The organism is Herbaspirillum sp. B65 (genome assembly GCF_000333555.1).
Classification (GTDB): Bacteria; Pseudomonadota; Gammaproteobacteria; order Burkholderiales; family Burkholderiaceae_D; genus Herbaspirillum; species Herbaspirillum rubrisubalbicans.
Genome location: NZ_BADI01000054.1, coordinates 1 through 12,553 on the forward strand (window position 1 = coordinate 1; position 12,553 = coordinate 12,553).

At 62.2% G+C, this 12,553-nt stretch carries 13 protein-coding genes and 1 pseudogene; 1 reads left to right on the forward strand and 13 read right to left on the reverse strand.

What is annotated here, in order from left to right:
• Positions 1-330 precede the first annotated feature (330 nt).
• The 6 genes from I5W_RS01220 to rpsP form a co-directional block, all read right to left on the reverse strand.
• The gene (locus I5W_RS01220; protein ID WP_017454125.1) at positions 331-1,290 is read right to left on the reverse strand and encodes a CobD/CbiB family protein; all 960 of its coding nucleotides are present in this window, start codon (positions 1,288-1,290) and stop codon (positions 331-333) included.
• A gap of 179 nt (positions 1,291-1,469) precedes the next feature.
• Complete coding sequence (locus I5W_RS01225; protein ID WP_017454124.1) at positions 1,470-2,141, reverse strand: CoA pyrophosphatase; 672 nt, start codon at positions 2,139-2,141, stop codon at positions 1,470-1,472.
• A gap of 104 nt (positions 2,142-2,245) precedes the next feature.
• Positions 2,246-2,629: a 50S ribosomal protein L19 gene (rplS, locus tag I5W_RS01230; RefSeq protein WP_008327243.1), complete on the reverse strand. Its 384-nt coding sequence runs from the start codon at positions 2,627-2,629 to the stop codon at positions 2,246-2,248.
• A gap of 154 nt (positions 2,630-2,783) precedes the next feature.
• A complete protein-coding gene (trmD, locus tag I5W_RS01235; protein WP_044527877.1) occupies positions 2,784-3,557 on the reverse strand; it encodes a tRNA (guanosine(37)-N1)-methyltransferase TrmD in 774 nt (257 codons plus the stop codon).
• A 75-nt stretch (positions 3,558-3,632) separates the two neighbouring features.
• Entirely contained in the window at positions 3,633-4,241 is a 609-nt protein-coding gene (gene rimM / locus I5W_RS01240; protein ID WP_017454122.1) for a ribosome maturation factor RimM, read from the reverse strand.
• 70 nt (positions 4,242-4,311) lie between these two features.
• Positions 4,312-4,566 carry a 30S ribosomal protein S16 gene (gene rpsP, locus I5W_RS01245; RefSeq protein ID WP_008327198.1) on the reverse strand — a complete coding sequence of 85 codons (255 nt, stop codon included), beginning with the start codon at positions 4,564-4,566 and terminating at the stop codon, positions 4,312-4,314.
• A 312-nt stretch (positions 4,567-4,878) separates the two neighbouring features.
• On the opposite strand from rpsP, the gene I5W_RS01250 reads away from it, so the two are divergent.
• Positions 4,879-5,301 carry a membrane protein gene (locus I5W_RS01250; RefSeq protein WP_044527881.1) on the forward strand — a complete coding sequence of 141 codons (423 nt, stop codon included), beginning with the start codon at positions 4,879-4,881 and terminating at the stop codon, positions 5,299-5,301.
• A gap of 72 nt (positions 5,302-5,373) precedes the next feature.
• Here the strand turns inward: I5W_RS01250 and I5W_RS01255 are convergent, their stop codons facing one another.
• The 7 genes and pseudogenes from I5W_RS01255 to I5W_RS01285 form a co-directional block, all read right to left on the reverse strand.
• Entirely contained in the window at positions 5,374-7,158 is a 1,785-nt protein-coding gene (locus tag I5W_RS01255) for an acyl-CoA dehydrogenase (RefSeq protein WP_044527878.1), read from the reverse strand.
• 96 nt (positions 7,159-7,254) lie between these two features.
• The gene (locus I5W_RS01260; protein WP_017454119.1) at positions 7,255-8,184 is read right to left on the reverse strand and encodes an electron transfer flavoprotein subunit alpha/FixB family protein; all 930 of its coding nucleotides are present in this window, start codon (positions 8,182-8,184) and stop codon (positions 7,255-7,257) included.
• A gap of 2 nt (positions 8,185-8,186) precedes the next feature.
• A complete protein-coding gene (locus I5W_RS01265; protein WP_017454118.1) occupies positions 8,187-8,942 on the reverse strand; it encodes an electron transfer flavoprotein subunit beta/FixA family protein in 756 nt (251 codons plus the stop codon).
• A gap of 222 nt (positions 8,943-9,164) precedes the next feature.
• Entirely contained in the window at positions 9,165-10,124 is a 960-nt protein-coding gene (locus I5W_RS01270) for a 2-hydroxyacid dehydrogenase (RefSeq protein WP_044527879.1), read from the reverse strand.
• 22 nt (positions 10,125-10,146) lie between these two features.
• Positions 10,147-11,087, reverse strand: a pseudogene (locus I5W_RS01275) (sugar kinase).
• 11 nt (positions 11,088-11,098) lie between these two features.
• Positions 11,099-11,842 (reverse strand): sugar phosphate isomerase/epimerase family protein, encoded by a 744-nt coding sequence (locus tag I5W_RS01280; RefSeq protein ID WP_044527880.1) that lies wholly within the window; start codon positions 11,840-11,842, stop codon positions 11,099-11,101.
• A partial coding sequence (locus I5W_RS01285; protein WP_083893430.1) for an amino acid ABC transporter ATP-binding protein occupies positions 11,839-12,553 on the reverse strand: 715 nt, incomplete at its 5' end. The genes I5W_RS01285 and I5W_RS01280, both read right to left, overlap by 4 nt.

Genomic DNA, 12,553 nt, shown 5'->3' on the forward strand with positions numbered 1-12,553 from the left:
AGCGCTTGCACCGAATGCCCTTGTCCTGGTGGGACCGGAGCCCTGGATCCCGCGGTGCCTGCGCGACCTGTCGCGTGGGTGCCTGCGGTAGTGAGTATTATATCTTATAGAAGACTTGGCTTCTACAGGTCTCCTCGCCTCCAGCCCATCGTGCCCGTCCTGCGCCCTCTGGCCTGCCTTGCGCGCCGCTGATCTGCTTGCAACATGAACCTGCTGCTGCCGGGAAAGATGCGGTCTTTGTGGTGTGAAGCCGGAAGTATACCGGGTTAGAGAGAAATGCGTTCCCAAAAATAAAGCGGGCCGCAGCCCGCTTCTTCAACCACTGGAATCCTAGCCCATCCAGACCGCCACCGACAGCAGCAGCAACAGGAACATCCACAGCAACAAGGCGCGCCAGACCAGGCCGACCGTGCTTTGCAGGGTGCGCGGGGACGGAGTGTCGCCGGGCAGGCCATCGCTTTCCTCGGGCATGGAATCCACCGTGGCCGCGTCGGCGGGCAGGATGATGCCGGCGGCAGCCTGCTTCTCGGTCCCGAAGCGCACGCCCATGGCGCCGCCACCGGCGGCCAGGATGATGCCGGCGGCTTCGTCGTCCCAGCGGCTGGCGAAGTTGCGCCAGGCGTAGATGGCATCCTCGAAGTTGCCGACCACGGCAAAGGCCGATGCCGTCAGGCGGGCCGGAATCCAGTCGATCCAGTAGAAAGCCTGGGCGGCGAAACGGCCGAAGGCCTCGAACTTCATGTGATCCGGCTCGTTCCAGGCGCGTGCAAGGTATTCGGCCACGCGATACATCACCGCCAGTGCCGGGCCGACCGGCATCAGGAACCAGAAGAACACGCCGAAGACGTGACGATGGGTGGTGATCAGCGCACGTTCGGAGGCGATGCGCGAGATTTCGCTCACGTCCATGCCGGCGGTGTCCAGCTTGGTCCATTCGGCCAAGAGCGTGCGTGCGGTCATTTCGTCACCACTGTTGAGCGCCATCTGAATGGACGTGAAGTAATGGCTGTAATGACGGAAACCCAGGGTCATGTAGACCACCAGCACGTTCCAGGCAAAGGCCGCCACCAGGCTCACGTGCAGCAGGACCCAATAGACCAGCGCCACCGGCACGGTGAGCGCGCCCACCATCACCACCCAGCCTAGGCGGCCATGATGCACCTGGCCAGCGTTGAACCAGCCTTCTATCGTGGCGGCGAAAGACTTGATGGAGGCATACACCGGATTGTCTGCGCGCAGTGGTTTGAGTTGTTCGATTAACAGCGCAAAGAGAATGGAAAGAAAAGTCATCAAGCAGCCTTATGGGTCTCTGTAGCCCGTACGATAGCGCAGTGCAAGATGGGAATCAAACAATTGATTCGTTGATCAGAATCAAGCGCGCAATGTCACGGGTTTTTACTTATTTGAACACTAACGGTGACTTCGCGTCGCTCATACACTACAAAATGAGCGAAAAATCAGGAGGGCGGTCAGCTGCGCAGGAAATGAAAGAGATTGCGCAACATGCCCGCGGTGGCGCCCCAGATGAAATAACGTTCATAGGGCATGGTATAGAAGCTGCGGCGGCCCACCGGGGCCGGCAGCTCGACCGAGCGGCGCTGGTGGTTCACGCCATCCATCAGGAAGGCCAGTGGCACCTCGAAGATCTCGGCCACTTCGCGCGGATCGCCCACCGCTTCAAAGGGGGGCTGGATCAATCCGGCCACCGGAGTGACCCGGTAACCGGTGCCGGTGAAGTAATCCGGCAGCGAACCGATGACCTCGATATGCTGGCGCGCCAGGCCGATCTCTTCTTCGGTCTCGCGCAGGGCGGTTTCGATGGCCGAGCCATCGTAGTCTTCGCGACGACCGCCGGGGAAGCTGATCTGGCCGGCGTGATCCTTCAGGTCAGCGGTGCGGCGCGTGAACAGTACCGTCATGCCTTGCTCGCGCAGCACGATCGGGATCAGTACCGAGGCCAGCCGGAAGCGCCCACGGGTCTCGGCCATGCGCGCCATCTGGTCGCCGCTGTGCTCGGGCTCCCAGCGCGGTGGATCGGCGAAGCGCTGGCGCAGCCAATCGGCGTTCAGGCGCGCCGCTTCCAGGGCGCTCTCGCCGGCGACGGTGTCTACCGGCAGGTTGACGGGGTCGAAACTGGCCACGTTATGCTCGCTTGATCTGTTGAGAAGAATTCAATGCAGCAGACGGAAACGAAAAAGGGGCGTCGTAAGACACCCCTTTTCCTGACGCATCAACAGGCGACCGATTACTCGGCAGCGGCAGCCTTTGCCGCACGGCTGGGCAGCTTTTCCTTGATACGTGCCGACTTGCCCGAACGTTCGCGCAGGTAGTACAGCTTGGCACGACGCACGTCACCACGACGCTTGACTTCGATCGAGGCGATCAGCGGCGAGTACAGCTGGAAGGTACGCTCAACGCCTTCGCCCGAAGAAATCTTGCGGACGATGAAGTTGGAGTTCAGACCACGGTTACGGCGGGCGATGACCACGCCTTCGTAAGCCTGGGCGCGCTTGCGGGTACCTTCAACCACGTTCACGTTGACAATCACGGTGTCGCCGGGGGCGAAGTCGGGAATGTTCTTGGCGAGACGCGCGATCTCTTCTTGCTCGAGTTGCTGGATCAGATCCATTTTTTGCTCCTGTAACCATCTTGCCGGCGCCGTTGCCACGAGGGCTCAATGTGTAGCCCGGTAGAGGATGGGGTTTCAAACACGGCAGCCTGGGCCACCGCACGGTGCAGGTCCATTGCTGGGCCTGCGGTACTGCATTTGCTGCCTTTTGCTACTAAGACTTCGGGTTGGCAGCCTGCTGCGGCAGACTGCCCAGAAACTTTTCATCAGCCTTGCTCAACAGGCCCTGCTCGCGCGCCCTGACGATGAGGTCGGGACGCTTGGCCTGCGTGGCTTCCAGTGCCCGCTGCCGGCGCCATTTCTGGATCTCGGCATGGTGTCCACCCAAGAGGATGGGGGGCACCGGTTCACCTTCATAGACTTCCGGCCGCGTGTAGTGCGGCGAATCCAGCAGTCCATTGACGAAACTGTCTTCCACCGCCGAGGCGCTGTCGTTGAGCGCACCCGGCAACAGCCGGATCACTGCATCCATCAGCGCCATCGCCGGCAATTCACCACCGGAGAGAACGAAATCGCCGATGCTGATTTCTTCATCCACGCACTTGTCGAGCAGGCGCTGGTCGATCGCTTCATAGCGTCCGCACAACAGCACGGCCCCACTATCCTGCGACAGCCGCACCACGCGCTCATGCGTCAGCGGTGCGCCTTGCGGTGAAAGATAGATCACACGCGGCTTGGCCAGACCCAGCGTCTGCTGGCGCTGCTGCGCCGCCTCGATAGCGGCTTGCAGCGGCTTGGCCAGCATCACCATGCCGGGACCGCCGCCATAGGGGCGGTCATCCACGGTGCGGTGATTGTCGGTCGTGAATTCACGCGGATTCCACAACTGCAGACCCCAACGCTGCTGCTCCAGCGCCCGGCGGGTAATGCCGGACTGCGTCAACGCGGCAAACATCTCGGGAAACAGAGTGACGACATCAAACTGCATCACGCCTCCATTTCCTGGTATCTCGTGAATCTCTTGCCATCAGCGAGCCGGAAAAGAAAAAACTGACCGCTGAGGTCAGTAATCCTTGTCCCAATCGACGATGATCTTTTTTTCGCTCTGCTGCACCGTCTTGACGAACTGATCGACAAACGGAATGAGCATTTCGGGTGCCGCCGCGGATTTCTCCTTGGCGCCCTTCTTCGGCTTGGCTTCAGCAGTTGCCTCGGGAGCAGTTTCCTGCACCGGAGCCGTCACCTTCAGGATGGGGTGGGCGCCGTTGTCCATCATGTCGGACACCACGCCCAGGTGTTCACCCTGGAGATTTTCCACCGCCGAGCCGATCAGATCGACCCAGTAGAATTCGTTGTCATCCAGCGCCGGGAAGTGCTTGCGGGAGATGGAAACCACCGTTCCCTTCATCGCTTCGGCCGCATTGCGGTCCGCTACCCCGGTCAGGCGCGCAACGACATCGCCGCTGTGCCCCTTGGATTGCATGACATCGACGTCCTGCTTGGGCTGGCCGGATTTCTCCAGCCACCAGGTCTTGGCATTCAACAAGGCCTCGGCCTCGCTTGAATAAGGACGCACGCGAATCCAACCCTGGATTCCGTAGGCTCCGGTCACATGGCCGACGGTCACGAGATCGTCGGGTGCGGAGAACCCCGCCTGGGCTGGATGAGTCATGAGTACACCAGACCTGTTCTTCATCCTTGCGCCAGCAAACCTGACGCAGAATCAGACAGGAAAACCTGAATTAAGCAGCAGCCTTGGAACCGGCTTCTGCGACCAGGCGAGCAACGGTCGGCGACAGTTGTGCGCCAACGCCTTGCCAGTGAGCCAGACGGTCAGCAGCGATACGCACGGTTTCTTCCTTACCGGAAGCGACCGGGTTGTAGAAGCCGATGCGCTCGATGAAACGGCCATCGCGACGATTGCGCGAGTCGGTTGCAACGATGTTGTAGAAGGGGCGCTTCTTGGCGCCGCCACGAGCTAAACGAATAACGACCATAATGGTTCCAGTAAGAATACGGACACGGAAAAGCCGCAGATTATAACGGACTTCCGCCCACCCGGGCAAGTTGCTTGGTGCTTTTGTGCCATAGACCAACGCCCCAAACCCCTCAACCACCCCAAAACACGGCAAAAGTGATGCCAAAAGACATCACTTTTACCCCATCCGGGTAAGACAGCCGCGTTACCGCCTGTCCTGCCGGAAATGCCTGTGCGCCATCGGCTCGGCTATACTGCCCTCACCCATGACGACAAGATGGCCGCCCGCTTCACTTCCGGCGACCTACAACAGAATAAAGAGACGCCCAGCATGTCCCCAGCACCCCGCCACAAGAACAAGACCCTGAGCACCTTCCTGGCCGCCGTGGGCGGCAGCATCGGCCTGCACCGCTTCTATCTCTACGGCAACCGTGACCGCTTCGGCTGGCTGCACATCCTGGCCATCCCGCTGTCGCTGGGCCTGATGGCCGCCCAGCCGAGCGCGCCCAAGCTCTTCACCGGCCTGCCCTTCGTACTCTCGGCATTGATCGCCTGCCTGGAAGCACTGGTGATCGGCCTCACTGCCGACGAAAAATGGGATGCACGCCACAATGCCGGCAGCGGCAAGCACTCGCAATCGCACTGGATCCTGGCCGTGCTCCTGGTCTTGACCGTGGGTCTGGGCGCCATGGGCGTGATCGCCCTGCTGGCACGCAGCTTCGACCTGCTCTTTACGGGCGGCGCCTTCGGCTGATCCCGCCACACCAAAAGACCAGCCCGGAACGCCGCCAGAACGGCCTTCCGGGCTGGTTGTTGCAGCGAAGAATCAGAACTGGTCTTCGGCCAGCGCCAGCACCGCCTGACCACCTTCGACGATGGCCGTGCGATGGGCCAACGCCTGCGGCAGGATCTGGTCGGCATAGAAGCGCGCGGTAGCCAGCTTGGCGGCATAGAACTTGGCATCGCCCTCACCCGCCTTGAGCTTGGCCGCTGCGATGGCTGCGGCACGCGCCATCTGCCAGCCACCCAGCACCACGCCAGCCATCTTCAGATAGGGCACACTGCCGGCAAAGACCGCCTTGATGTCGCTCTTGAGGTTGCCCACCACATACTCGACCACCTGCTCCAGCGCATCGGCAGCCTCGCCCAGGCGCGCGGCGATGGGCTGCAACTGCGCATCGCCCTGCAACTCGGAGACCGTCTGGCGCACCTGGGCGAGGATGCCCTTGGCCACGGCGCCGCCGTCGCGGGCGGTCTTGCGGCCCACCAGGTCATTGGCCTGGATGGCGGTGGTGCCTTCGTAGATCGGCAGGATGCGGGCATCGCGGTAATACTGGGCCGCGCCGGTTTCCTCGATGAAGCCCATGCCGCCGTGCACTTGCACACCGGTGGAGGTAACGTCAACGGACATCTCGGTAATCCAGCCCTTGACGATGGGCACCAGGAATTCATAGAAAGCCTGGTTGGACTTGCGGGTAGCCTCATCGTCGCTGAAGTGCGCCGCATCCGAGGTGGCCGCGGCCACATAGGCCAGCGCGCGCGCCGCCTCGATCTGGGCGCGCATGGACATCAACATGCGGCGCACATCGGGCTGGTGGATGATGGCCACCGGGCCGGGCGAACCAGCCAGGTCGCGCGACTGGATGCGGTCCCGGGCATAGGCTACCGCCTTCTGATATGAACGTTCCGACACCGACAAGCCCTGGATGCCCACTGCGAAGCGGGCCGCATTCATCATGATGAACATATATTCCAGACCGCGGTTTTCCTCGCCCACCAGGGTGCCGATGGCACCGCCCTGGTCGCCGAACTGCAGCACCGCGGTCGGGCTGGCCTTGATGCCCAGCTTGTGTTCGATGGACACGCAATGCACGTCATTGCGCGCCCCCAGCGAACCATCGGCATTGATCAGGAACTTGGGCACGATGAACAGCGAAATGCCCTTCACCCCTTCCGGCGCATTGGGCGTGCGGGCCAGCACCAGGTGGACGATGTTCTCGGCCATGTCGTGCTCGCCATAGGTGATGAAGATCTTGGTGCCGAAGATCTTGTAGGTGCCATCGCCTTCCGGCACCGCGCGGGTGCGCACCAGGGCCAGGTCGGAGCCGGCCTGCGGCTCGGTCAGGTTCATGGTGCCGGTCCACTTGCCGGAGATGAAGTTGGCGATGAAGGTTTCCTTCTGTGCTTGCGAGCCGGCCGTCATCAGGGCTTCGATGGTGCCATCGGTCAACAGCGGGCACAGGGCGAAGGACAGGTTGGCCGAGTTCAGCATCTCGATGCAGGGCGTGGCCAGCAGCTTGGGCAAGCCTTGGCCGCCGAACTCCACCGGGTGCTGCACGCCTTGCCAGCCGGCCTCGCCGAACTGCCGGAAGGCCTGCTTGAAGCCGGGGCTGGTGGCGACCTTGCCATCGGCCCAGCTGCTGGGTTCCTTGTCGGCAGAATGATTCAGCGGGGCGATCACTTCACTGCAGAACTTGGCCTTTTCTTCGAGGATGGCCTCGGCGGTTTCCGGCGTGGCATCTTCGCAAGCGGGCAGCGCATTGACAGCGGCCAGACCGGCCAGCTCGTTCATGACGAACAACATATCCTTCACAGGCGCGGTGTAACTCATCTCCAACCTCCAATGGGGAACGCTCTGCCGGCGTTCCTTGCTTACATGAAAGTACCCCGGCTTGAGCCGGGGCGGATACTACGATTCAACAACGCTTCAACCGAGCTGCTTGACCAGCTCCGGCACGACCTCGAACAGGTCGCCCACCAGGCCGTAGTCAGCCACCGAGAAGATCGGCGCTTCCTCATCCTTGTTGATGGCCACGATGACCTTGGAGTCCTTCATGCCGGCCAGATGCTGGATCGCGCCGGAGATACCGACGGCGATGTAGAGCTGCGGCGCTACGATCTTGCCGGTCTGGCCGACCTGCCAGTCGTTGGGCACATAGCCAGCGTCGACCGCGGCGCGCGAAGCGCCCATGGCCGCGTTCAACTTGTCGGCCAGCGGCTCCAGGATCTTGAAGCTTTCGGCAGAACCCATGCCACGACCACCGGAGACGATGATCTTGGCCGCGGTCAGTTCCGGGCGATCCGACTTGGCAACCTCACGGCCAACGAAGCTGGACTTGCCCGAATCAGCCACGGCCGGGATGCTTTCCACGGCCGCCGAGCCACCCTGTGCCGCCGGATCGAAACCGGTGGTGCGCACGGTGATGACCTTGATCGGGTCGATCGACTGCACGGTGGCAATGGCGTTGCCGGCGTAGATGGGACGCTCGAAGGTATCGGCCGACTCCACCTTGGTGATGTCGGAAATCTGGCCCACGTCCAGCTTGGCAGCCACGCGCGGCAGGATGTTCTTGCCGTAGGCGGTGGCGGGGGCCAGGATGTGGCTGTAATCCTTGGCGATGGCCAGGACTTGTTCAGCCACGTTCTCGGCCAGGCCATCGGCGAATTGCGGGGCGTCGGCCAGCAGCACCTTGGCTACGCCAGCCACTTGCGCAGCGGCGTCAGCGGCGGCCTTGGCGTTGGAGCCGGCCACCAGGACGTGGACGTCGCCACCGGCTTGCGCTGCGGCGGTGATGGTGTTGAGGGTGCTGCCCTTCAGGCTAACGTTGTCGTGTTCAGCAATAACGAGTGCGGTCATGATCAGATCACCTTGGCTTCATTTTTCAGTTTGGCGACCAGGGTCGCGACATCCGGCACCTTCACGCCGGCGCTGCGCTTGGCCGGCTCGGCGACCTTGAGCGTCTTCACGCGCGGGGCGACGTCCACGCCCAGTTCATCAGGCTTGACGATATCCAGTTGCTTCTTCTTGGCCTTCATGATGTTGGGCAGCGTCACATAACGCGGCTCGTTTAAGCGCAGGTCGGTGGTGATGATGGCCGGCAGGGTCAGGGCCAGGGTTTCCAGGCCGCCGTCCACTTCACGGGTCACGGTGACCTTGCCCTCTTCCAGCACCACCTTGGAGGCGAAGGTGGCTTGCGGCCAGCCCAGGAGCGCCGCCAGCATCTGGCCGGTCTGGTTGCAGTCGTCGTCGATGGCTTGCTTGCCCAGGATGATCAGCTGCGGCTGTTCCTTCTCGGCCAGGGCCTTCAGGATCTTGGCCACGGCCAGCGGTTGCAGTTCGACATCGGCGCCCACTTCGGCCAGGATGCCGCGATCGGCGCCGATGGCCATGGCGGTGCGCAGGGTTTCCTGGCACTGGGTCACGCCGGCGGAGACGGCGATCACCTCGGTAACCTTGCCGCCTTCTTTCAGGCGCACGGCTTCTTCCACCGCGATTTCGTCAAACGGGTTCATCGACATCTTGACGTTGGCGATATCGACGCCGCTGCCGTCGCTCTTGACGCGCACCTTGACGTTGTAATCCACGACGCGCTTGACTGGTACTAATACTTTCATCGCATGGCCCTTGCCAAAAAGGAAATTGACGTAAACGTAAACTTTCCGCGGGATTATAAAAAGCAAAACGGGGTGCCTACCGGAATTTAGCACGATCGTTCTTTTTAATGTTCGAAGCATACACCAAAGATTCAGGTGAGCGGAAGAAGAAATGAAGGAAAGGCGCAAAAAACTTCATGCAGCGCAATGCCAGCGCCCTGCCAGCAGGCAATACCGCGCTGTTCAGACCGCCAGGTGCGGGACCGGTTCGCCGCGCAAGCCGGCGATGAGGTTGGCCACCGCCAGCTCGGCCATGGCCAGCCGGGTTTCATGGGTGGCCGAACCGATGTGCGGCAAGGCCACCACGTTGGGCAGTTGCAGCAAGGGTGAGCTGACCGGCAAAGGTTCGACCTCGAACACATCCAGACCGGCACCGTAAATGGTGTTCTCTTGCAGGGCGGCAATGAGCGCCGCCTCATCGACGATGCGCCCGCGCGAGGCATTGATGAAGATGGCGCTGCGCTTCATCAGGCCAAACTCGCGGGCGCCAAACATGCGCTCGGTGGCGGGCGTCAAGGGCAGCATCAGGCAGACGAAGTCAGCCTGGCTCAACAAGGCATCCCGGCTGACATAACGCGCGCCCAGTTCGCGCTCGGCCTCGGGATTGGGACGGGTGTTGTGATACAGGATGGACATGCCGAAACCATGCCGCGCACGCCGCGCCACGGCGCTGCCGATACGGCCCATGCCGATCAGGCCCAGCGTCTTGCCATGCACGTTCACGCCGAATTGCGCCTCGCCGATGCTGCCCTTCCAGCGGCCGGCCTTGACGTAGTCGGCCAGTTCCACCACGCGGCGCGCCGTCGCCAGGATCAAGGCGAAGATGGTATCGGCGGTGGCTTCGGTCAGCACGCCGGGGGTGTGCGCCAGCATCAGGCCGCGCTGGCGGAAATAATCCAGGTCGAAATTGTCCACCCCGACCGAGATGGTGGAAGCGATCTTCAACCGGGGCGCGCCGTCCAGCATGGCATTGGTGATGGGCAGGCTGGCGCCGATCATGCCATCGGCCATCTTCAAGGCCGCCAGGAAATCGGCGCGATTGTCCTCGGTGATGCGGTCGAACAGGGTGAGTTCGAACTCGGCCTGCAATCGCTGCACCAGAGGCTCGGGCAATTTCTTGTAGACCACCACGCGTTGCTTCATCACTGTTCCTGTCAGATTCAGATCAAGCCGAGGCCGCATCCAGCTCGGCCCGCGTCGGCAAGCCTTCCATATCACCTACCACCTGGATCGCAAACGCCCCGATGCGGTTGCCGCGCATGACAGCCTGGGCCACCGGCAAACCTTCGAGCATCCCGCTGATGACGCCCACCGCAAAGCCATCACCGGCCCCCACGGTATCGACCACTTCCTTCACCGGCACCCCAGCCACCCTGCCCTCGCCTTCACCAGTGCGCCAATAAGCGCCCCTCGCGCCCAGCTTGATGACCACCATCTTCACATCGCGCTCCAGATAGAGCCGGCGATCTCGCGCGGACCTCATATCCGGTCAGGATCTTGCCTTCGGACAAGCCCGGCAGTACCCAGTCAGCTTGAAACGCCAGCGCATTTAATGCTGCGCCATCACCTCCTTGGACGGCCACAGCATGGGCGNCAGGTTGGATCGAAGGAAATCGTCTTGCCCGCAGCACGCATGACCTCCATCGCATGATGGGCAAAGGCCATGGTGGTGGGCGACAAGGCCGGCGCGATGCCGGTGGCGTGCAGGTGGCGCGCCGCGCCGAAATAGTCGGCATCGAAATCGGCCAGCGACAGATGGCTGGCAGCCGACCCCTTGCGGTAATACTCGATGGCCGGATCAGCGCCATCCACCGCCTTGGCCTTCAACTGGATGGCAGTACGGAATTCCATGTCGGTCAGTACGCGGCTGACATCCACCCCCTCCGCCGCCACCCGCTTGCGGATGAAGCGCCCGAAGGCATCATTGCCCACGCGACTGGCCCAGCCCACCTTCAAGCCCAGGCGCGCCAGACCGATGGCGACGTTGGTCTCGGCGCCAGCCAGACGGCGTGTATATCTTTCCACTTCCTCGAAGGGGCCGACTTCATCGGCCACCAGCAGCGCCAGGGCTTCACCCCAGGTCACCACGTCCAGTTGCATCGTCATCGTGCTTATCCTCACACCGCCGCCAGCATCGCCACGTGACGACGGGTGGTCTCTTCCAGATCACTGCCCACCAGCGGAAATTCGATGGCGCGCAGGATACCCGACGGGAAATGCGCCAGCATGTCCTGCCAATGGCTGTCCTGGGCCTGCAACGGCACCGCCTTCAATTTGCCCTTGCCTTCCTGCACGCCCTTGCAATGCACGTAGCGCACGTGCGGCGCCAGCGACCGCGCGGCGGTCTCGGGATCGACACCCTGCCAGCGCCAGTTGCCCATATCGAAGGTCATGCCGAAGGCATAGCCATTGCCGGTGCACAGCGCCAGGAAACTGACGATGGGTTCCAGCTTGCCACCTTGCGGGGTCTGGTCGTTTTCCAGCAGGACTTCGATGGGGGAATGCGAGAGGAAGCGCAGCAGCGATTGCAAGTCACTTGCCGCCGAAAAATGACCGAGCGATACCTTCAGAAAACGCGCTCCCACTTCCTCAGCCTCTTCCATCACCTGGCTCATCTGCGCGCGATCAAAGCGGCCATTGGCGCCAAACAATTCCAGCGGCGCCGAATAGACCGAGAACAGCTTGTGCTGACCCAGCAAATCACGCAGACCGCCCAAGTCCTTGGGCCCGTCGAACAGCTCGCGCCGTATCTCCAGCCCCGCCGCGCCGGCCGCCGCCACCATCGGCACCAGGTCGGCATGACCGACCCGCCACACCAGATCCGCGCCATAGGCCGACGCGGCGACCAGCACCGGGCTCATTTGATGGACCCCGCACTGATGAACTGTTTGGCCTCCGGCGTCTGCGGGTCAGCGAAGAATTCCTCCGAGGGACGCGCTTCCCACACCTTGCCCTGGTGCATGAAGACCGTCAGATCCGCCACCCGCCGTGCGAACTCCATCTCGTGCGTCACCAGCAGCATGGTCATGCCGCCGCGCGCCAGTTCTTCCATCACCTTCAACACTTCGGCGGTCAGTTCCGGGTCCAGCGCCGAGGTCACTTCATCGAACAGCATCACCTGCGGCTCCATGGCCAGCGAGCGGGCAATGGCCACGCGTTGCTGCTGGCCGCCGGAGAGTTGTTCGGGATAGGCGTCGCGCTTGTGATCCAGGCCGACCTGCGCCAAGACCTTGATGGCCGTCGCGCGTGCTGTCTCGGTGGCGGTCTTCTTGACGATGCGGGGTGACAGCATGATGTTCTCATCCACGGTCAGGTGCGGAAAGAGATTGTAATGCTGGAACACCATGCCGACATCCTTGCGCAACGCGATCAGATGCTCATGCTTGTTGGTCAGCTTGTGTCCGGCCACGGTAATGCTGCCGCCATCGATGGTTTCCAAGCCGTTGATACAACGCAACATGGTGCTCTTGCCAGAGCCGGAGCGGCCGATGATGGCTACCACCTGACCCTGCTCGACCGACAGCGAAATGCCATTCAAGACCTGGTTGCTGCCGAAGCGCTGGTGATGTGTG

Excerpts from the sequence above, each read along its gene's own strand:
- I5W_RS01260 (WP_017454119.1), bottom strand. The coding sequence starts at position 8,184 with ATGACCGCACTCGTTATTGCTGAACACGACAACGTTAGCCTGAAGGGC.
- I5W_RS01280 (WP_044527880.1), bottom strand. The coding sequence starts at position 11,842 with ATGAGCCCGGTGCTGGTCGCCGCGTCGGCCTATGGCGCGGATCTGGTG.
- I5W_RS01250 (WP_044527881.1), top strand. The coding sequence starts at position 4,879 with ATGTCCCCAGCACCCCGCCACAAGAACAAGACCCTGAGCACCTTCCTG.
- rplS (WP_008327243.1), bottom strand. The coding sequence starts at position 2,629 with ATGGATCTGATCCAGCAACTCGAGCAAGAAGAGATCGCGCGTCTCGCC.
- rpsP (WP_008327198.1), bottom strand. The coding sequence starts at position 4,566 with ATGGTCGTTATTCGTTTAGCTCGTGGCGGCGCCAAGAAGCGCCCCTTC.
- I5W_RS01270 (WP_044527879.1), bottom strand. The coding sequence starts at position 10,124 with ATGAAGCAACGCGTGGTGGTCTACAAGAAATTGCCCGAGCCTCTGGTG.
- I5W_RS01220 (WP_017454125.1), bottom strand. The coding sequence starts at position 1,290 with ATGACTTTTCTTTCCATTCTCTTTGCGCTGTTAATCGAACAACTCAAA.
- trmD (WP_044527877.1), bottom strand. The coding sequence starts at position 3,557 with ATGCAGTTTGATGTCGTCACTCTGTTTCCCGAGATGTTTGCCGCGTTG.
- I5W_RS01255 (WP_044527878.1), bottom strand. The coding sequence starts at position 7,158 with ATGAGTTACACCGCGCCTGTGAAGGATATGTTGTTCGTCATGAACGAG.
- I5W_RS01265 (WP_017454118.1), bottom strand. The coding sequence starts at position 8,942 with ATGAAAGTATTAGTACCAGTCAAGCGCGTCGTGGATTACAACGTCAAG.
- rimM (WP_017454122.1), bottom strand. The coding sequence starts at position 4,241 with ATGACTCATCCAGCCCAGGCGGGGTTCTCCGCACCCGACGATCTCGTG.